We start from the raw sequence: 18868 nt of genomic DNA, 5'->3' as shown, positions 1-18868 counted from the left end.
GACGGGTCGCTTCGAGATCGCGCCGATGGACGTTTCCCTTTGCAGCCGCGGTCCGTCCGCGCGCTCCCAGCGTTCATGACTCGCTGTGAGCGCGCCGCAACACATCGGGGAGCATAGTCAGTTCGGGTTCGCCATGTGACCTTGCTGGAAGGACAGCCTCCAGCGGTCATTCCGGGCTCATAAAACGACCAATCGCCGAACTGAAAAGCAACAAAACGATCGGGTTGTGGCGACCGCGCACATGGGTCTGCCCCCGGCCCGCCGCACGGTGCGACGAGGTCGGGGGCAGGGGGCGCCTCTGGGCGGGGCGAGCAGGTTCCCTGGTGTCCGTCAGACCGAGGTGCGGGCTCCCCTCGTGCGCCGGCGCAGGTGGATCGCGCCGCCGGCGACGGCGCCGACGAGCGCCAGGCCTCCCAGGCCACCCAGGGCGAGCGGGATGGCCGACGTGTCCGTCGCGGGTTCCGCCGCGATCCCGGCGGGGCCCGCGGCACCGGCGGCACCGGCGGCGCCGGCAGGACCGGCGGCCCAGCCGAAGCCGGCCTCGACGCCGCCGTGGGGGCGCCGGGAGATGTGGTAGGTGACGGTCTGCTTGATCCGCGGCGGGCACTTCAGGGTGACCGTGTCCGTGCCGGACGCGGCGCCGTCCGGGACCTGGAACTCACCCACCAGAACGCCCTGCCGGCTGCCCGGCAGGAGGTGGAACTTGCCACCGACCTCCGACTCCCCCTTGCCGTAGGTCTCCTTGCCGCACGCGGTGGTGCTGACGGTGACCGTCGTGCCGGGGGCCGCGTTCAGCGGGGTGATCCGGACGTCGGGGTCACCGGGGGCGGCGAGGGCCGTGGGGGCGGACAGGACGACGGCGCCGACGATCAGGCTGACCTGCAGACCGGTACGTGCGCGACGCATACTTATCTCCTTAGGTGGAGCTTTCCGGCCGGCTCCATCGCGCGGCACCTGTGCTGTTGCTCCGTGCACGAGGCAAATCCCGCCAGGTGGTCCCCGCAACACGGGGAGCACGTTCGGCCGTCCTCCGGTCGGGCTCACGGCCGCCACCGCCCGGGCCCGTCACAGCAGGTCACCGCCGTGGGGTGCCGCCCCACGGGTGATCTCGCCCCGCACGCGAACGGACCAGTGCCCGGACACCCGATCCCCAGGGCCCCCGGTCGGCCCCGGCCCGGCCGGGGGATCAGCGGTGGCGGGCCGGAAGGCGCGCTCATAACTTCGCGATATGACGAAACGACAGATCGCCCTCCTGGCGTGCACCGCTGCCCTCACGGCCTCGGGGCTCGGTGCCGCCGCGCCGTCGGCCGACAGCCGCTCGGTGCACCGGGTGAAGCCGGGCGAATCGATCCAGCAGGCCGTCGACTCCGCACGCCCCGGCGACACGGTCCTGCTCGCCCCGGGCACGTACCACGAGAGCGTCCGCATCACCACGCCGAACCTGACGCTCCGTGGTTCGACCGTCTTCCCCACCGTCATCGTGCCGGCCGCCACCCCCGGCGCCGACGCCTGCGCCCAGGCGGGCAACGGCATCTGCGTGACCGGCACCGAGGACCGGCCCGTCAAGCGCGTGACCGTGCGCTCGCTGACCCTCAGGGGCTTCGCCAAGAACGGCCTGTGGGCCAGGTGGACCGACCGCCTGGAGGTCCAGCGGGTCACCGCCGAGTCCAACGGCACCTGGGGCATCGCCCAAGAGCGGTCCGTACGCGCAGTGTTGCGCCACAACACCGCCAGGGACAACGGGGACGCCGGACTGTTCCTGGCCAACACCGTCACCGAGGAGGGAGGAGCGACCGACACCCACGGCACCGTCGTCAGCGGCAACCGCGTGTCCGGCAACCGGATCGGCATCACGGTGCGGCGCCTGCGGAACCTGACCGTCGACCACAACGAGGCGACGGGCAACTGCGCCGCCGTGTTCGTCGTGGGCGACGAGTCCACGCCGCGCGCCGGGGCGATGACCGTGCGCCGGAACCACATCCACGGCAACAACAAGCTCTGCCCGAAGACCCCGCGCCTGCCCGCCCTCCAGGGCTCGGGCATCGTGCTCACCGGCGCCGAGGACACGGTCGTCGCGCACAACAGGGTCGAGGACAACGTGGGCGGCTCGCCGCTGTCGGGCGGCATCGTGCTGTTCAAGAGCTTCGTGGGCGTCCCCAACGAACGCATCGAGATCCGCGACAACGTGGCGCTGCGCAACGGCACCGCCGACCTGGCCGACCGCGACACCGGCAGGACCAACACCTTCCGCGGCAACACCTGCGGCGTCTCCGAGCCCGCGGGCATGTGCTGACCCCCTCCCTCCCCCACTCGTACGGCACGACAGCAAAGGCAAGGCGACACAGATGACGACCGTCGATTCCGCTCCCCCGCCGCCCATGCGACTGAGAGAACTCGTCTTCGGGGCGGCCTGCGCCGCCGCCGTGCGCGCGGCCGCCCGCCTCGGCGTCGCCGACGCACTGGGCGACACACCCATGACCGCGGAGGACCTCGCGGCCGCGGTGAAGACCGAACCCCGCACCCTGCGGCGGCTGTTGCGCGCCCTGTCCTGCCAGGGCGTCTTCACCGAGCAGCCCGACGGCACCTTCGCCCACACGGAGATGTCCCGCCTGCTGCGGGAGGACGACCCGCACAGCCTGCGCTACATCGCGCTGTGGTGCACCGAGCCCTGGACGTGGGACGTCTGGCCCAAGCTCGACGAGGCGGTGCGCTCCGGCCGCAACGTCTTCGAGGACGTGTACGAACGGGAGTTCTTCTCGTACCTCAACGAGGAGGCACCCGAGTCCGCGTACGTCTTCAACCGGGCCATGACCACGTCGAGCAGGCAGTCCGCCGAGGACGTCGCCGAGCTGCTCGACCTGCGCGGGGCGTCCTCCGTCGCGGACATCGGCGGCGGTCAGGGCCACGTCCTGGCGAGTCTGCTGGAGAAGCACCCGGCGATGCACGGCACGCTCCTCGACCTGCCGGCCGTGGTCGGCAACGCCGATCCGCGGCTGCGGGAGGGCGGCTCGCTGGCCTCCCGGGTGCGGATCGAGCCCGGCGACTGCCGCGAGGCCATCCCGGTCCGGGCCGACGTCTACGTCATCAAGAACATCCTGGAGTGGGACGACGACAGCACCCGCAGGACGCTGGCGAACGTCCGGAAGGCGGCGCTGCCCGGCGCCCGCGTCGTCGTCATCGAGAACCTCGTGGACGACACCCCGTCGATGAGGTTCACGACGGCCATGGACCTGCTGCTGCTGCTCAACGTCGGCGGCGCGAAGCACACCCGGCAGAGCATGGTGGAGCGGCTCACGGACGCCGGTCTCGTCATCGGCGAGATCCGTCCGGTCAACGCGTACCTCCACGCCTTCGAGTGCACCGTGCCCGGCTGATCCGTCCGCCCGGAAACCCGAGGCCGCCCGCTCCGCGTCTGTCGCGGGGCGGGCGGCCTCGGGTTTCACCGGGTTCCCGGCTCAGGAGCCGGCGTCCCGCTCCCAGCGGTAGAAGCAGTGCGCCATGGCGTCCTTGGGGCTGCGCCAGGTCGTCGGGTCGTACGCGCTGACGTACGCCGAGAGCCGCTCGCTGACGCCGCGGAACTCGGGGTGTCCGGCCAGCCTGGCGACCTGGGGCGCCGGGTCCTGCTCCGACTCGATGAGGTGCAGGTAGACGTCGCCGAACTGGAACAGGCTGCGCCGGGCGACCCCCACCAGGTGCGGCAGCTCGCCGCGGTCGGAGTCGGCGAACACGTCCGCGATCGCGGGCGCCGAGCCGGGCGCCATACGGGCGACGATCAGTGCGTGGTGCATCGTTTTCCTTTCTGGGACTGACTCTCCCGGGGACCCGTCAGGCGGGCGTGACCGGCGCGTTCTGGCACGCGCGGGCGGCCTCGACGATCTGGTCCCGGATGAGGGCCATCTGGGTGCGGGAGTTGCGGTTGATGTTCTCCGTCATCCACGCGTCGTCGACGGGCGCGTCGGGCTTCATCGCGAAGTCCTGGACCCAGCGCATCTGGACGCCGCCGGGCAGCTCCACGTACTCCCAGGCGATGTTCATGTGCGCGAACGGTCCGGTCTCGACGCGGCGGGCCCGGACGGTCCGGTTCTCGCGGTCCAGCGTGCGCTCCGACACCCAGCTCCAGACCTTCCCGTTCTCGTCCGGGTGCATGGTCAGGCGGAAGGTGGTGGAGTCGCCCTCTCGCTTCAGGATCTCGACGGAGGCGTACTCGCTGAAGAGCCGGGGCCAGTTCTCGATGTCGTTGGTCATGTCCCAGACCAGGTCGAGAGGGGCGTCGATGGTGATGCTGTTGTCGGTGTGTCCGGACACGTCAGACTCCTGCCAGGGCGTTGTTGACGAGGGCGATGAACTCGGCCGGCGTCTTGCAGCGCTCGGCGTCGGTGGGAAGCGCCACGCTGTGCCGGTTCTCCAGCTCCCCGACGATGCCGAGCAGGCCGAGCGAGTCGACGCCGAGGCCGCTGAAGGGGGTCTCGGGGGCCTCTTCGAGCCGTGCCGGGTCCACGGTGACGCCCGCCGACTGCTTCATCAGCGTGGCCAGGTCGTCGAAGGTGAGTTCCTGGGTGATCATGTGTTTCTCCTTCCCCGCCCGGTCCTACCGGGCGAGTCCGCCACCGCGGCGCACGACGAGCGCCGCGTTGGATCCCATGAGTCCCCTGCTGAGGACGAGGGCCGTGCGCAGCTCGGCGGGCCGAGCGCGGGACATGACCACGTCGAGGTCGCAGTCGATGTCGAACACGTTGGGGGTCGGGGGCACCAGGCCGTGTTCCATGGCGAGCACGGCTGCCGCGGTGTCGAGGACGGGTGCCCCGCAGTAGGCCCGGCCGTAGCCGGTCTTGGGCGCCGTCACGGGGACGCGCGTGGCGTGCGCGCCCAGGACGTCGGCGATCGCCAGGACCTCGGCGCGGTCCGCCTCCGGTACGCCGAGGGCGTCGGGGAAGACGACGTCGATCTCCTCCGGGGCGCAGCCGGCCTCGTCGAGGGCGACCCGGATGGCGCGGGCGAGTCCCTCCCGGGACTCCTTCCAGCGGGAGGCGCCGGTGAAGGTGGCGCCGTGGCCGGCGATGGTGGCCCGGACGGTCGCGCCCCGGTCGAGGGCGCGGGTCTCGTCCTCGACGACGAGCATGGCGCCGCCCTCGGCGGGGACGAAGCCGCAGGCCTTCGCCGTGAAGGGGCGGTAGGCGCGGGCCGGGTCGTCGACGGTGCTGAGCTCCGGGTAGCCGAGCTGGCACACCATCGAGTACGGGGCGAGCGGCGCCTCGGCGGCTCCGACGACCACCGCGCCGGTCCCCCGCCGGACGGCGCGGGCGGCGTGGGCGAGGGAGTCCAGGCCGCCGGCCTCGTCGCTGGCGACCACCCCGCACGGGCCCTTGAAGCCGTGCCGGATGGAGATCTGGCCGGTGCTCGCGGCGTAGAACCAGGCGATGGACTGGTACGGGCCGACGAACTTGGAGCCCTGTCCCCACAGCTTCTGCAGCTCGCGCTGGCCGAACTCGCCGCCGCCCGACCCGGCGGCGGTGACGACGCCGATGGAGAAGGGCTCCTCGGGGTCGTCGTGGCCGAGGCCGGCCTCGTCGAGGGCGAGCGCGGCCGCCGCCATGGCGTAGTGGGTGAACCGGTCGGTCTGGACGAGGAAGCGCTCGTCGATGAGGGCCGAGGCGTCGAAGCCCTCGACCTGGCCCGCCACCTTCAGGGGCAGGTCCTCGCAGCCCTCGCGGGTGATCCGGTCGAGGACGCCGAGGCCTTCCCGTACGGACTTCCAGTAGGCGTCGGAGCGCAATCCGTTGGGGGCGATCACACCGATCCCGGTGACGGCCGCCCGCGCTGGCCGCTGTGTGCTCATCGTGTCCTCCCACCCGGCCCTGTCAGGAGCACGGCGGACTGGAAGCCGCCGAAGCCGCTGCCGACGGAGAGCACGTTCCTCAGCTTCCGGGGGCGGGCGGTGCGCGGCACGTAGTCCAGGTCGCACTCGGGGTCGGGGACCTCGTAGTTGGCGGTCGGGGGCACCACCTGGTGCTTCAGGGCGAGCACGCAGGCGGCGACCTCTATCGCGCCGATCGCGCCGAGCGAGTGGCCCACCATGGATTTGATGGAGCTCATGGGCGTGTCGTACGCGTGGGCGCCCAGGGACCGCTTGACGGCGGCGGTCTCGTGCCGGTCGTTCTGGCGGGTGCCCGAGCCGTGCGCGTTGACGTAGTCGATGGACGTGGGGTCGAGCCGGGCCTGGTCGAGCGCGGTGTCGATCGCCCGGGCCATCTCCAGTCCCTCTCCGGTCAGACCGGTCATGTGGTAGGCGTTGCCGTAGGTGGCGTAGCCGCTGATCTCGCAGTAGATGTGCGCGTCGCGGGCCCGGGCGTGCTCGTAGTCCTCCAGGACGAGGACCGCCGCGCCCTCTCCCATGACGAAGCCGTTGCGGCGGTTGTCGAAGGGCTTGGAGGCGTGCTCGGGGTCGTCGTTGTCGGGGGAGGTGGCCTTGATGGCGTCGAAGCAGGCCATCGTGATCGGGGAGATCGGCGAGTCCGACGCGCCGGCTATGACGACGTCCGCCCGCCCTTCCTCGATGGTGTGGAAGGCGTAGCCGACGGCGTCGAGGCCGGAGGTGCAGCCGGTGGAGACGGTCTGCACCGGGCCGCGGGCCCCGAACTGTTCGGCGACCACCGAGGCGAGCGTGCTGGGCGAGAACGCCAGGTGCAGCTTCGGGTCGGCGGCCCGGTGGTCCACGTCCCAGCGCCGGCCGCGTCCGCTGACCAGGACGTAGTCGTGCTCCAGGCGGGTGGTGCCGCCGACGGCGCTGCCGAGGCTGACGCCGACGCGCCAGGGATCCTCGGTGGCGCTGTCGAGCCCGGAGTCGCGTACGGCTTCTCCCGCGGCGACGACGGCGAACTGGACGTAGCGGTCGGTGTGTTCGCCCAGTTCCGGGGAGAGGCCGTGGGCGTACGGGTCGAAGTCGCACTCGGCGGCGATGCGGGAGCGCAGCCCCGCGGGGTCGAACAGGGTGATGCCACGGGTCGCCGTGCGCCCCTGCGCGAGGAGGTCCCAGAAGGCCGCCGCTCCGGTGCCGCCCGGGGCGACCACCCCGATGCCGGTGACGGCCACGCGCCGGGTCACTCGAGCGCCCCCTCCCGCTCGAGCGCGCGTCCATGGTCGCCGTGGGAGGAGCACGGTGCCGTCGCGGCCGTGTCCTCGGTGTCGACGTGGCCGAGGCTCGGGTGCGGGGCGAGCGGCCCCAGGTGGAAGACCATGCGGGCCTCCTCGTCGCCGACGTTGCGGAACCGGTGCCGGACGTCGATCGGGATCAGCAGCCCCTGGTCCGGCCGGAGCGTGTGCGTCTCACCGTCGAGGTCCACTTCGAGCAGGCCCTGGACGACGTACACGAACTCCTCGGAGTACGGGTGGTAGTGCTCGCCGATGCGGTCGCCCGGCTGGACGATGGCCAGCCCCATGAAGCCGCTGGTGGAGCCCACCGTGGCCGGCGTGAGCATGGCCCGCAGGTCACCCCCGCGTCTGCGGTTGGGTTCCGTGTCGCTCAGGTTCACGATGCGCGGACGCTGCTGGAGCATGGTTGATACCTCCGGGTGTGACGATGACGGGTGACGGACGGCGGGGCCGCTGACCGGGCCGTCCTCGCGGGAACGGCCGGGGCCGGTGGCCCGGCGCCGTTCTCTCAGGAGTCGCCCGAGCTGCGGTCGGTGACGGGCAGCATGTCGGCGTGCGACAGGAGGCGGTTGAGGTTGCGCTCGCTCTCCAGGGACCCCTCGACGCCGATCGCGGCCCCGTCGAGGAGACGCTCCAGCACCTTCGCCTTCCTGGCGCCCGTGACGCCGAGGGCGGCGACGGGGTCGAGGTCGAGGTCTCCCTCGACGTCGATGAGGCGCACCACGACGTCGTCGCGCTGGAAGACGGTGCTGCCGTACACGGGGCTGTCGGGGTCGTCCGCCGCCTCCGCGTCCTGCTGGGCGAGGAGCCGGGCCAGATCCGTGCCCCGGCCCTCCTTGGCCGGGTAGTACAGGGCGTGCCGCCGGAGCTCGGCCGGCTCGGGGCGGGCGGAGACCACGTGGTGCACGGCCGGGAGCGCCGCCCGGGTGAAGAAGACGCGGGCCGACTCGGGGTCGGTGAGGTCCCGGTCCTGCTCCAGGTAGGGGTTGATGGCCTCCTCGACCGCCCGGACGCCGGGTTGCCGGGCGACGTGCCGGAGTGCGGTGAGGAGGTCGCCCTCCACCTCGACGGCCCGCACGACGCGGTTGCCGTGCATGAAGAGCGAGGTGCGGCGCAGGCGCGTGTTCTCGTCGACCTGGGCCTTGGGCGACTCGTAGCCGGCGAGGAGCTCCGCGACCTTGGACTCGGAGCCGGGCTTGACGGTGAAGGTGAGCGCGTGGCGCGTCACGCCGTCGCCCACGCGGGCCGCGACCTGCTCGGCCGAGGCGGTCTCCGGGGTGGTCGGCCGCTGGGCGCCGGTCTCCCGGAGGATGCTGTAGCGCATGGACCGGGTGTCCCGGACGCAGCTGTGCATCGGCTTGACCATCTCGACGTGTTCCTCGCTGTTCACCCAGGCGAGGAAGGGCGGGGCGCTCTCCCATTCGCTGGTGATGAGCCACTGCGAGGGGTTCTCGATGGACTGGCAGAGCTGGTCGCTGACGTGACCGGGGACGCCGGCCACCTGCTTGCGCATGACCTCGTACGCTTCGAGGAACTGCTGCTGGGCTCCGTCGTACAGGTCGAGCAGCAGGATCACCCGCAGCCTGGACCCGTCGAACACCGACTGCGATATGCGTGCCGCACTGGTCATCGGGCGCACCTCTTTCTCGTCTGCGAGAGCGGGAGGGACCGCCTGGCCGTCAAGGCCGGGGTCGTCATGTACCGAACCTTCACGCGGGCCCGACATCCACGCGAGCCCCACGGGGCGGATGAGTGAACCGCGCGTCATTCGGGTGGCCCGCGCGCACGGTCCCGGGCTCAGCAGGGCAGGCATCTGCATCCCATCCCCGACCCGCGTCACCGGTGACGCTGGAGGCCATCGATGAACCGAAGCGAAGCGACCGGTGAGATCGGACACCGCACGCCCGTCCTGATCGTGGGCGGCTCCCTGGTGGGCCTGTCCACCTCGCTCTTCCTGGGGCGTCTCGGCGTGCCGCACACGCTCGTCGAGCGCCATGCGGGCACCTCGATCCACCCGCGCGGACGCGGGAACAACGTGCGCACGATGGAGGTCTTCCGCGGCGCGGGTGTCCGGGAGCGCATCCACGAGGCCGCGCGGGTCCTGTCGGCGAACAACGGCATCCTGCAGGCGCCCGACCTGGTGGGCGATGCCGGTGAGTGGCTGTTCAGGGAGATCGACCCCGGCGGCGGTCTCGCCCGGTTCAGTCCCGCGGAATGGTGCCTGTGCAGCCAGAACGACCTCGAACCGGTGCTTCTGGAGAGCGCGCGGGATCTCGGCGGTGATCTGCGGTACTCGACCGAGCTGATGTCGTTCGAGCAGGACGCCGAAGGGGTGACCGCGCGGATCAAGAGCCGGGAGACCGGCGAGCACACCACGATCCGGGCGGACTACCTCGTCGCGGCGGACGGTCCGCGCAGCCCCGTCCGTGAGCAGCTCGGCATCGGGCAGACCGGTCCGGGCGACCTGTTCCACAACGTGAGCATCACCTTCAGGTCCCGCGATCTCGCGGCCGTCGTCGGCGACCGGCGCTTCATCGTCTGCTACCTCACGGACCCGGAGGGCGACGGGGCTCTCCTGCCGGTGGACAACGGCGAGCGGTGGGTGTTCCACGCCCCCTGGCATCCCGAACACGGGGAGACCCTGGAGGAGTTCACCGACGAGCGGTGCAGGGAACACATCCGGCGCGCCGTGGGCGTACCGGATCTGCACGTGGAGATCACGGGCAGGGCGCCGTGGCACGCGGCCGAGCGGATCGCCGAACGGTACGCGGACGGGCGGGTGTTCCTCGTCGGCGACGCGGCCCACGAGATGCCGCCCACGGGGGCCTTCGGCTCCAACACCGGTATCCAGGACGCGCACAACCTCGCCTGGAAGCTGTCGGCGGTACTGGGCGGCTGGGCCGGCCCCGGTCTGCTCGGGTCCTACGACGCGGAGCGCCGGCCGGTCGCGGAGGCGACGAGCGCCCGCGCCTCGTCGCGTTCGGTCGAGCACAGCCACCCCGGCTACGCCCCCGAGCCGGGGGCGGGCGGCCCGGGCCGGAAGCGGGGCGGGATCCTCAACGTCGCGCTGGGCTACCGCTATCCGCGCGGCGCGGTCCTGGGCGCGGACCCGTCGGTGCCGGTCGTGCCGGACGGGCTCCGGCTGACGGGCGAGCCGGGCAGCCGGGCGCCGCACCTGTGGCTGGACCGCGCGGGTGACCGGATCTCCACCCTGGACCTCTACGAGCGGTCCCTCGTGCTGCTGAGTTCGGCGGGGGCCGTCACCGGGTGGCACACCGCGGCGGCGCACGTCGCCGAGCGCCTCGCGGTGCCCCTGGTCGCGTACCGGATCGGCGACGGTCCGGACGCGGAGCTCTCCACGGAGGGCGGCGAGGACTGGGCGGAGGCCCATGGCGTCACCGTGGACGGCGCGGTACTGGTCCGCCCGGACGGATTCGTCGCCTGGCGGTCCGAGGGCGCGTCGGAGGACCCGGAGTCGGCGCTGCGGGCCGCCCTCACGGCCGTACTCGACCGGGACGCCCGGCCCGGTCCGCACGGCCACGACGCCCACTGAGACGAGCGGGGGCGGTCCGCGAACCCTCCGGGAGCGGACCGCCCCCGTCGGTGTCCGGGGGACGGCGTACGGGACAGATCCCGAGGCAGGCGGGACGAGCCCTTGCCTGCCGAGACCGCCGACCGGGGCCCGACCGGGCCCGCTGCGAGGCCGCGCGTTAGGGTGCGGGGTGCTTCCGCGAACCCTCCTCACCGGCCCTTCGCTCGCCGACGCCGCTCTCCTCGGCCACCGGGAGCAGGGCCGGGATTGGCCGCTCCTCGTGTGGGCCCCGGGGCCGGGGGTGCGCATGGTGTCGAGCGCCGTCCTCGGCGGAGGCATCGGGGAACGGCAGTGGGTCGTGAACGCCCAGGTCCCACCCGGCTATGCCCGGCTCGACCCCGTCGCCCACCTCCGTGACCTGGCCTCCGGGGCGGGACTCGAAGGCCCGGGGGTGGGGCTCATGACCGCGGCGTCGGTCGCGGACCGGCGGCACGCCGTGGACGGCGGCGCGCAGGCCGTGGTCACCGCCGGGATCGGGGTACGGGGCTGGGCCGCCGCTCCGGGAGCCGGCGGCCTCGCGGCCCCGCGCCCCGGAACGATCAACATCATCGTGTCCCTGCCGGTGCCGCTCACGGACGGCGCGCTCGTGAACGCGGTCGCCACCGCCACCGAGGCCAAGGTGCAGGCCCTCGTCGAACTGGGCGCCGACGCCTCCGGGACGCCGACGGACGCGGTCTGCGTGGCCGCGCCCTCACCCGCCGGGGATGCCGGGGGCGGCACCGCCGAGTCGTTCGCCGGGCCGCGCTCGCGGTGGGGCGCGCGGCTCGCCCGCGCCGTGCACGCGGCGACCCGGGCCGCCTGTGCGGAGCTCCTCGCACCCCACGCCCTCCCCCGCTGATCCCCGGCGCGTCTCGGCGGAACCCAGCCGGTCTCAGCCGGTCTCAGCCGTGCGAGAGCAGCGCCGCGGCGAGTTCGGCCGCGCGCCGGTGCCAGAGGTTCGCGCCCCGGATCATGGCATGGCCACCCGTCGGCATGGGAATGCCCGCCGCGTCGGCGCCGGCCGCCCTTGCCCGGCGGACGAACTCCCAGGACTGACGTGCCGAGGTGACACGGTCGGTCTCGTCGTGGAGCAGATAGAGGCGCCGGCCGCCGAGGTGGTCCACTGGCTCGTCGGCGGGGCACCACGGGGCGAGCGCGACGACCCCGCGGACGGCGGGGTCGCCCGCCGCGCGGAGGGCGGCCCGGCCGCCCATGGAGTGGCCCAGGAGCACGACGGGCACGGGCCCGGCCTGCTCCCGGAGCCGTCCGAGCGCGACCTCGGCGTCCCGGGCCGCGTCGGCGCTCGAACCGTTCCAGCCGCGGTGGCGGTAGCGCACCTCGGCGATCAGCACCCCGCGGCCCCTGACGGCCCGGGCCACGGCGCCGACGAAGGGGCGCATGCGCAGCGCGGGCAGGTTGAGGACGGGCGGCGGCTCGGCCCCTTCGGCGCGACCGCCGTGGAGCAGCAGCACGGCGGCCGTGGGCACGGCCGGCGCGCTGCGGACGACGAGCGCGGTCGGATCGGCGCGCCGCGTGGGGCACGGGGTCATCGCGTGGCCTTCCCGCTCGGGCACCGGCGCGATGGCCGGGGAACGTACCCGAGCGTGCCGGCCGCGTGACCGGGCCGCTGCGCCATGGGGCCTCCAGGAGTCGCTTGCCGTCTCCCCGGACGAGCGGGCCACTCATCACAGGGTGGGACGACGGTTGAGGGGCGAAGTCTGCCAGGCCGCCCGGGCCTCCAGGTACACCGCGATCCGATCGGGGTCCCCTCCTCGGCCTCCGCGCCCCTCCGCCGGTGGTCGAACCCCGCCCGGTCCACCGCCTGGTGGCGTACGCACGGCGGCACGGTCGCCCGCGCCGCTCCGTTCCGTCACCGCGGGTCGGGGCAGCCCCTCACACGGAACCCGGCCCGGCTCGCACCCCCGGCTCGAACACGCGCACCCGCAAGGATGAGCACCGTCGGTCTCTCGGCTCCGCTTGCGCGGCGGGAGGCGGGGGGCGTCGGAGAGTGGTCGCCCGAGCCGTCGTCCCCTTCGAGCAGGGAGCCTGATGGGCAGCCGCCTGATCCGTCGTTGCCGTAACACCCTCGTCGTCGCGGTGGTCGCCGTCGTGACCGCCGCCGCGCCCGGCTTGCCGTCCCCGCCGGGCACCGCCTCCGCCGCAGCGCCCGCCTTCGACCCGGGGCCGGCCCGGGCGGCCCTGGAGCGCCTGCTGCCCTCCCGGTCCGGGCAGTTCGCCCTGATCCCCGTCGCGGAACCCGACACAGGGGACTACTTCTCGGTCTCCGGCGGGGCGGGCGCGATCCAGGTGCGGGGCACCTCGCCGGCCACCCTGCTCACCGGAGTGGGCTGGTATCTGGAGCGGGTCGCGGGGGTCGACATCGGCTGGCCCGGCGACAGCGTCGGCCGGCTGCCGGCCAGGCTCCCCGCCGTCTCCGGAACGATCACCCGGTCGGCGGCCGTGCCCCACCGCTACGCCCTGAACGACACCGACGAGGGCTACTCGGGCGCGTACCGGGACTTCCCCTCGTACCAGCGCGACGTCGACCTGATGGCGCTGCACGGCGTGAACGAGGTCTTCGTGCCGACCGGGGCCGAATACTCGTACTACCGGGCCCTCCAGGGGTTCGGCTACGACGCGGCGGAGTTGCGTGCGTGGATCCCCGGGCCCGCGCACCAGGCCTGGTGGCTGCTGCAGAACATGTCGGGCTTCGGGGGACCGGTGTCCGAGGGGCTGATCGAGGCACGGGCGGCGCTGGGGAGCCGGATCGCCGGACATCTCCGCGCGTTGGGGATGACCCCCGTGCTGCCGGGCTTCTTCGGCACGGTGCCACCGGACTTCGCCGCCCGGAACCCGGGCGCGGTCACCGTCCCGCAGGGCAGGTGGGTGGGCTTCGCCCGGCCAGACTGGCTGGATCCGACCGGCCCCGTCTTCGCCGAACTGGCCGCCGCCTACTACCGGGTGCAGCGGCACCGGTTCGGGGACAGCGACATGTTCAAGATGGACCTGCTGCACGAGGGCGGCACCCCGGGGACGGTTGACGTCACGCGCGCGGCGGAGGCCGTCCAGCGGGCCCTGGACACGGCACGCCCCGGCGCCACCTGGGTCATGCTCGGCTGGCAGAAGAACCCCTCCGCGACCCTCCTGAACGGCGTGGACCGGCGGCGGGTGCTGATCGTCGACGGTCTCTCCGACCGTTACGAGGGACTCGACCGCGAGACGCAGTGGGGCGGTGCGCCCTACGCGTTCGGCTCTATCGCCAACTTCGGCGGGCACACCAGCCTGGGCGCCAACACGGGTGTGTGGCCGGACCGTTTCCACGCGTGGCTGACCAGGTCCGACAGCGCGCTGCGCGGCATCGCCTACCTCCCGGAGGGCACCGGCGGGAACCCCGCCGCGTTCGACCTGTTCACCGAACTCGCCTGGGAGCCGGGGCCGGTCGACCAGCGCGCCTGGTTCACCGCGTACGCGGCCCGGCGCTACGGCGGCGCCGACCCGCACGCGGCCGCCGCGTGGGAGCAGCTGCGCCTCGGGCCGTACAGCGGCGCGTCCGGTACGTGGAGCGAGCCGCAGGACAGCCTGTTCACCGCGCGGCCGAGCCTGACGGCGGCCAGGGCGGCCCGCTGGAGCCCCACCGCCATGCGGTACGACTCCGGCACGGTGGAGCGCGCGCTGGCGGAGCTGCTCCGGGTGGCCCCGGAGCTGCGGTCCTCGGACGCGTACCGCTTCGACGTGGTGGACGTGGCGCGCCAGGCGCTCACCAACCGCGGCCGCCTGCTGCTGCCGCGCATCAAGGCCGCGTACGACGCCGAGGATCTCGACGGCTTCCGGGAGCTGGTGCGCGAGTGGAACGCCGACGAGGAGCTGCTCGGACGCCTCGTCGCCTCCGACCGTCGCTTCCTGCTCGGTCCATGGCTCGCCGACGCCCGCTCCTGGGGGTCCGACGCGGGCGAGCGCGACCGGCTGGAGTACGACGCCCGCTCGATCCTCACCACCTGGGCCGACCGGGGCCCGAGCGACAGCGGCGGCCTGCACGACTACGCCAACCGCGAGTGGGCCGGTCTCGTCCAGGACGTGTACGCGCCGCGCTGGGCCGCGTACTTCGAGAGTCTCGACACCGCTCTCGTACGGGGCACGGCGCCGGTCGCCATCGACTGGTTCGCCGGGGACGACGCCTGGGCGCACGAGCAGAAGGCCTACCCGACGGCGCCGGCCGGCGACCCCGTCGCCCTGGCGGGCGAGGTCGGAGCGTCCCTGGCTCTCGTGTCCACGGCCGCGCGGCGCTGAGGCGCGCGGCCGTGGACAGTCGAGGGGCTGCTGACCGACGGCGGTGTCCCGGCGGTCACCCCCGGCCGCGCGAGAACCAGTTCTTCCGCGGGGCGGGCTCGGCCTGCTTGTCCGGCCAGGTCGGATCGCCGGGGGCGGCGAACGGGACGGGTGCCGCCGCGCCCGGCGGGGCCTGCGGGAGCGGCCGGGTCGGCGGCTGGAGACGCTTCAGCCGTGCCCGCCACGGGCCGTCCGCCATCTCGAACTGGACGACGAGGGGCCCCTCGGGCAGCGGAACGGTCTCGCGCCGCTTGCCGATCTCGTTGACCACGTTGTCGTACTGCGGCAGCGCCGTGTGGTCGTCGTGGCCCGCGAGTTCGTAGACGTGGACGATGAGGTTGTCGTCGCCTCGGTAGTGGATGGCCATGTCGGCCACGCCTCCCGTGTGCAGCAGGACCTCCGGGCCGCGGAACTCCGCCTCCTCCTCCGTCAGGCGACGGGCCGCCGCCAAGGGCGACACCTGGATCTGCCAGGGCCCCTCGGCCTGCAGCTTCAGGCGCAGGGTCCCGTTCGCCGGGACCGTGGCGAGCAGGCGGCCCCGGAAGTCCTCCTCCGTGCTGTTGACGAGGTTGTCCTCCTCCTTGTTCCGCCGGTTGAGCACCCAGAGTCCCGTGTACCCGTCACCCCTGACGTCGAGCTGGACGACGACCGGGCCCGGCGGGAGGCCGCTCACGGTGATCACGTCGTTGTCCCGGCCGGTCTCCGTGTACGGCTCGAAGACGGGCCCGTACGTCCACCAGTCGGCGGTGACGGGAGGGACCGGCAGCACGGGCGGGACCACCGCGGGAGGAACCGCGACGGCCGGAACCGCCGCCGGAGGGGCCGCGACGGGAGGGACCGCCGCCGGAGGAACCGGGACCGGAGGAACCGCTGCGGGCGGCGGTGCGAAGGCCGGGACCGCTGCCTGGGCAACCGCCGCGGGCGGCGGTGCGAAGGCCGGGACCGCTGCCTGGGCAACCGCCGCGGGCGGCGGCGCGAATGCAGGCGCAGGCGCAGGCGGCACCGGGGCCGGCGCCGGCGTCACGGCCGACGGCGCCCCGCCTCCGCCGGGCGGCACGCCTTCGCCTCCGGAGTCGGCCACGTCCACGCCGTGATCCGTGGCCAGACCGGCGAGACCGTCCACATAACCCTGGCCCACGGCACGGAACTTCCATCCGCCCGCCCGCCGGTAGAGCTCGGCGAGCACCATCGCCGTCTCCCCGGCGGCGTCCGTGACGTCGTAGCGCGCCACCGAGGTGCCGTCGGGTGCGAAGGCCTCCACCGACAGTCCCGCGGCGTCCCGCATCGCGCCACGCTCCGTCGAACCGACCAGCAGCACGCGGGCGATCTGCTCCTCCACGGCGGCGAGGCCGACCTCCAGCCACGCCGTGCCGGCCGCCGGCCCCGCGGCCGGCCCCGGCGCCGCCTCCGTCAGCCGGACGGCTCCGGAGGGATGCACCGGTGCGCCGTGGAAGACGACGTCTCCGTCGCCCCTCACCTTTCCGGCCTCGCCGAGCAGCAGCGCCATGGCGTCCACACCACCGCGCACGGCGATCCTCAACGGCACCGACGGAACGAATCCGTTGCTTCCCTTGGTCATCTCCCCCACGACACACCGGCCTTTCCTTCTCTGTTCCCACCCGAGTCCCTCACAAAGAGGATCTTGCAGCCGTCGCCGCTCCCGGACAACCTCTCGGCCCTGCGCCGCGTCAGGTACTCCGGGACCGAGCGGACCGGTCCGGCGTAGGCTTCGCCCGACACGGACGGAGCAAGGGGGGCGCATGACGGTCGGTTCGGGGCAGAGGTGGGGTTCGGCCCTCGACTCGGTGGTGGTGTACGCCCAGGGCGCGCTCTGCCGGCGTCTCGCCCGGGGCGCCGTGCCGGCGGACGGCCGGGTGCGGGTGACGGGGCTGCCCCGCTCGGTGGACCCCGGTTCGCTGCGGGCCCGGGTCCTCGGCGCCTCCGGTGGGCGTGTCACCGAGGCGCGCGTGGAGGTCGAGGCGGAGCCGCAGGGCACGGGCGTGCCCGAGGGCGCACGGCACGAGGTCGACCGGCTGAGTGAGGCCTACGCGGCGGCGCGGGCGCGCCGCGACCGGCAACAGGGCCTGATCGAACAGGTCGCGGGCCTGCGCCCGGTTCCGCCGGCCCGCAAGCGCGAGGACCCGCACCGCCGCACCCCGGTCGACGCGTGGCTGGAGCTCGCCGACTTCGTCGACGAGCGTCTGGCGGTTCTCCACGCCCGCCTCGTCGAGCTCGACGCGGAGGTCCTGCGTGTCGAGCACGAGATGGACCTCGCCGTGGACAGGCTCGACCGCGCCTCCACCGACGCGCCGTCACCGCACGTCGGGACGACGGTCTGCGCCGTACTGACCCTCGACGGCACCGGTGACGCCGAGGAGGTGGAACTGGAGCTGGAGTACGGCGTGCCGGGTGCCGTCTGGGTCCCGACGTACCGCCTCACCCACCGTCAGGGCGACGGCAGCGGCCGACTGGTGCTGCGCGCCTCGGTCGCCCAGCGCACCGGCGAGGACTGGACCGGGGTACGCATCGCCCTGGCCACCGCCGACCTGCGGCGCCGCACCGACCTGCCGGCGCTGCGCTCGATCCGCATCGGCCGCCGCCAGTCCGCGCCCGCGCCCTCCGGCTGGCGCGAACCGCCGGCGGGGCTGGCCGACCTGTTCACCGGGTACGCGGCGGCCGGCCCGGCGCCCTTCCGGGCCGGTTCCGCCGTCGGGGGCAGCGCGGGTGGCGCCGTGGCCCTTCCCGTGGCGGCGCCCGCCCCCGTACCGGCACCGGGGCCGCCCCCGCCGCCGAGTGTCGGCGGATCGTTCACCGGACCTCCGCAGCCCGGTGCCGCGTACGGCTCCGCCCCGGAGGCCTTCGGGGGCGGACGGCCCGCGGCCCCGCAAGCACCCGGCAGGCCCCGCGGCGGCGGTGCGGCCTTCACGGCCCCCGCGGCCCAGGCGACCCCTGCGGCGGCGCCGCCGCCACCGCAGGCGGGCCCGCCACAGCCGAGCGGCGCCGAGCTCGACTACGCCGCCCTCGTCCTCTCCGGCCCCGAGGAGCCGGGCGGTCGCCGGGGCCGGCTGTTCCCGGGCTCCTCGTTCGACGCGGTGGCGGCCGAGTACCGCCGCCGCGCCGAGGCGGTGGCCGCGCTGCCGCTGCCCGAGCACGCCGTGCGCCCCCGCGAGTCGGCGGGCTCCTTCGACCACCGCTTCGACGCCGCCGCCCGCGCCGACGTCCCCTCGGACGGCACCTGGCACACCGTCACCGTCGGCGAGATCCCGGTCGGTCTGCGCGCCGAGCACCTCTGCGTGCCGTCCGTGGAGCAGACCGTGTACGCGACGCTCGCGGTCTCCAACGCAACCGATCAGGCGCTGCTCGCCGGTCCGGTGGAGGTCACCGTCGACGAGGACTTCCTGCTGACGGCCGCCCTGCCCACGCTCGCGCCCGGTGGGGTCCGCCGGCTGGGCCTCGGGCCGGCCGAGGGCATCCGCGTCACCCGCCGCACGCACCTGAAGGAGTCGACCGCGGGCCTGCGCAACAACGTCACCGTGCTCGACCACCGCGTCCACGTCGAACTGGCGAACCGCCTGGCGGGGCCCGCCACCGTCGAGGTCCACGAGCGGGTGCCCGTCTCCTCCGAGCCGGACGTCCGCATCGAGGAACGCGCCGACTGGACGGCACCCGACGACGGCGCCGCACCGGAGCGCCACGCCCCCGGCACCCGCGTCTGGCGGGTGGAGCTGCCCGCCGGTGGCACCGCCGCCTTCGAGGGCGGCTACGAGATCCGCATCCCGGCCGGCAAGGCCCTGGTCGACGGCAACCGCAGGAGCTGACACA

Annotated in this window: 16 protein-coding genes; 6 read left to right on the top strand and 10 right to left on the bottom strand. The window is 73.9% G+C overall.

Features of this window, described 5'->3' with window-relative positions; genetic code table 11:
• Positions 1-330: 330 nt before the first annotated feature.
• Positions 331-906, bottom strand: coding sequence for a sortase (locus ACN9M0_RS34185; protein ID WP_366041672.1), 576 nt, complete (start codon positions 904-906; stop codon positions 331-333).
• Positions 907-1228: 322 nt separating this feature from the next.
• Here ACN9M0_RS34185 and ACN9M0_RS34180 point away from each other — a divergent pair, with 322 nt between their 5' ends.
• Both ACN9M0_RS34180 and ACN9M0_RS34175 read left to right on the top strand, forming a co-directional pair.
• Positions 1229-2293 carry a right-handed parallel beta-helix repeat-containing protein gene (locus tag ACN9M0_RS34180; protein ID WP_366041673.1) on the top strand — a complete coding sequence of 355 codons (1065 nt, stop codon included), beginning with the start codon at positions 1229-1231 and terminating at the stop codon, positions 2291-2293.
• A 52-nt stretch (positions 2294-2345) separates the two neighbouring features.
• Entirely contained in the window at positions 2346-3374 is a 1029-nt protein-coding gene (locus ACN9M0_RS34175; protein WP_366041674.1) for a methyltransferase, read from the top strand.
• Between the two features lie 81 nt (positions 3375-3455).
• Here the strand turns inward: ACN9M0_RS34175 and ACN9M0_RS34170 are convergent, their stop codons facing one another.
• The 7 genes from ACN9M0_RS34170 to ACN9M0_RS34140 all read right to left on the bottom strand — a co-directional run bounded on the left by ACN9M0_RS34170 (position 3456) and on the right by ACN9M0_RS34140 (position 8779).
• The gene (locus ACN9M0_RS34170) at positions 3456-3788 is read right to left on the bottom strand and encodes a TcmI family type II polyketide cyclase (RefSeq protein ID WP_366042702.1); all 333 of its coding nucleotides are present in this window, start codon (positions 3786-3788) and stop codon (positions 3456-3458) included.
• A 37-nt stretch (positions 3789-3825) separates the two neighbouring features.
• Positions 3826-4305 carry an SRPBCC family protein gene (locus ACN9M0_RS34165; protein WP_366042703.1) on the bottom strand — a complete coding sequence of 160 codons (480 nt, stop codon included), beginning with the start codon at positions 4303-4305 and terminating at the stop codon, positions 3826-3828.
• Between the two features lies 1 nt (position 4306).
• Positions 4307-4564, bottom strand: coding sequence for an acyl carrier protein (locus ACN9M0_RS34160; RefSeq protein ID WP_366042704.1), 258 nt, complete (start codon positions 4562-4564; stop codon positions 4307-4309).
• 24 nt (positions 4565-4588) lie between these two features.
• Positions 4589-5836, bottom strand: a complete 1248-nt coding sequence (locus tag ACN9M0_RS34155; protein ID WP_366042705.1) for a ketosynthase chain-length factor — start codon at positions 5834-5836, stop codon at positions 4589-4591.
• Positions 5833-7101 carry a beta-ketoacyl-[acyl-carrier-protein] synthase family protein gene (locus ACN9M0_RS34150; RefSeq protein WP_426404795.1) on the bottom strand — a complete coding sequence of 423 codons (1269 nt, stop codon included), beginning with the start codon at positions 7099-7101 and terminating at the stop codon, positions 5833-5835. Before ACN9M0_RS34150 ends, ACN9M0_RS34155 begins: the two co-directional genes overlap by 4 nt.
• Complete coding sequence (locus tag ACN9M0_RS34145; protein WP_366042707.1) at positions 7098-7553, bottom strand: cupin domain-containing protein; 456 nt, start codon at positions 7551-7553, stop codon at positions 7098-7100. The genes ACN9M0_RS34150 and ACN9M0_RS34145 overlap by 4 nt, the downstream gene beginning before the upstream one ends.
• 104 nt (positions 7554-7657) lie before the next feature.
• Entirely contained in the window at positions 7658-8779 is a 1122-nt protein-coding gene (locus ACN9M0_RS34140) for a SchA/CurD-like domain-containing protein (RefSeq protein WP_426404794.1), read from the bottom strand.
• Between the two features lie 231 nt (positions 8780-9010).
• On the opposite strand from ACN9M0_RS34140, the gene ACN9M0_RS34135 reads away from it, so the two are divergent.
• Entirely contained in the window at positions 9011-10702 is a 1692-nt protein-coding gene (locus ACN9M0_RS34135; protein ID WP_399697343.1) for an FAD-dependent oxidoreductase, read from the top strand.
• Between the two features lie 169 nt (positions 10703-10871).
• Positions 10872-11579 carry an adenosylcobinamide amidohydrolase gene (locus ACN9M0_RS34130; RefSeq protein ID WP_426404793.1) on the top strand — a complete coding sequence of 236 codons (708 nt, stop codon included), beginning with the start codon at positions 10872-10874 and terminating at the stop codon, positions 11577-11579.
• A 43-nt stretch (positions 11580-11622) separates the two neighbouring features.
• On the opposite strand, the gene ACN9M0_RS34125 is transcribed toward ACN9M0_RS34130, so the two are convergent.
• On the bottom strand, positions 11623-12270 hold the full coding sequence (locus ACN9M0_RS34125; protein WP_366042710.1) for an alpha/beta hydrolase: 648 nt from the start codon (positions 12268-12270) through the stop codon (positions 11623-11625).
• A gap of 499 nt (positions 12271-12769) precedes the next feature.
• Between ACN9M0_RS34125 and ACN9M0_RS34120 the strand changes: the two genes are divergently transcribed.
• Positions 12770-15007, top strand: a complete 2238-nt coding sequence (locus ACN9M0_RS34120; RefSeq protein ID WP_426404792.1) for an alpha-N-acetylglucosaminidase — start codon at positions 12770-12772, stop codon at positions 15005-15007.
• A gap of 55 nt (positions 15008-15062) precedes the next feature.
• On the opposite strand, the gene ACN9M0_RS34115 is transcribed toward ACN9M0_RS34120, so the two are convergent.
• A complete protein-coding gene (locus tag ACN9M0_RS34115) occupies positions 15063-16625 on the bottom strand; it encodes a TerD family protein (protein WP_426404791.1) in 1563 nt (520 codons plus the stop codon).
• A 181-nt stretch (positions 16626-16806) separates the two neighbouring features.
• Between ACN9M0_RS34115 and ACN9M0_RS34110 the strand changes: the two genes are divergently transcribed.
• On the top strand, positions 16807-18864 hold the full coding sequence (locus tag ACN9M0_RS34110; RefSeq protein WP_426404790.1) for a DUF4139 domain-containing protein: 2058 nt from the start codon (positions 16807-16809) through the stop codon (positions 18862-18864).
• The last annotated feature ends 4 nt before the right edge of the window (positions 18865-18868 follow it).

This window comes from Streptomyces sp. R-07, from assembly GCF_049913175.1.
Taxonomy (GTDB): domain Bacteria; phylum Actinomycetota; class Actinomycetes; order Streptomycetales; family Streptomycetaceae; genus Streptomyces.
Note: the sequence above shows the minus strand (reverse complement) of the source record. Positions and strands in the feature narration are given on the sequence as shown.

Bases quoted from the DNA above. Each gene is read 5' to 3' on its own strand.
- ACN9M0_RS34185 (WP_366041672.1), bottom strand. From the start codon at position 906: ATGCGTCGCGCACGTACCGGTCTGCAGGTCAGCCTGATCGTCGGCGCC.
- ACN9M0_RS34180 (WP_366041673.1), top strand. From the start codon at position 1,229: ATGACGAAACGACAGATCGCCCTCCTGGCGTGCACCGCTGCCCTCACG.
- ACN9M0_RS34175 (WP_366041674.1), top strand. From the start codon at position 2,346: ATGACGACCGTCGATTCCGCTCCCCCGCCGCCCATGCGACTGAGAGAA.
- ACN9M0_RS34170 (WP_366042702.1), bottom strand. From the start codon at position 3,788: ATGCACCACGCACTGATCGTCGCCCGTATGGCGCCCGGCTCGGCGCCC.
- ACN9M0_RS34160 (WP_366042704.1), bottom strand. From the start codon at position 4,564: ATGATCACCCAGGAACTCACCTTCGACGACCTGGCCACGCTGATGAAG.
- ACN9M0_RS34155 (WP_366042705.1), bottom strand. From the start codon at position 5,836: ATGAGCACACAGCGGCCAGCGCGGGCGGCCGTCACCGGGATCGGTGTG.
- ACN9M0_RS34145 (WP_366042707.1), bottom strand. From the start codon at position 7,553: ATGCTCCAGCAGCGTCCGCGCATCGTGAACCTGAGCGACACGGAACCC.
- ACN9M0_RS34140 (WP_426404794.1), bottom strand. From the start codon at position 8,779: ATGACCAGTGCGGCACGCATATCGCAGTCGGTGTTCGACGGGTCCAGG.
- ACN9M0_RS34135 (WP_399697343.1), top strand. From the start codon at position 9,011: ATGAACCGAAGCGAAGCGACCGGTGAGATCGGACACCGCACGCCCGTC.
- ACN9M0_RS34125 (WP_366042710.1), bottom strand. From the start codon at position 12,270: ATGACCCCGTGCCCCACGCGGCGCGCCGATCCGACCGCGCTCGTCGTC.
- ACN9M0_RS34120 (WP_426404792.1), top strand. From the start codon at position 12,770: ATGGGCAGCCGCCTGATCCGTCGTTGCCGTAACACCCTCGTCGTCGCG.
- ACN9M0_RS34115 (WP_426404791.1), bottom strand. From the start codon at position 16,625: ATGACCAAGGGAAGCAACGGATTCGTTCCGTCGGTGCCGTTGAGGATC.
- ACN9M0_RS34110 (WP_426404790.1), top strand. From the start codon at position 16,807: ATGACGGTCGGTTCGGGGCAGAGGTGGGGTTCGGCCCTCGACTCGGTG.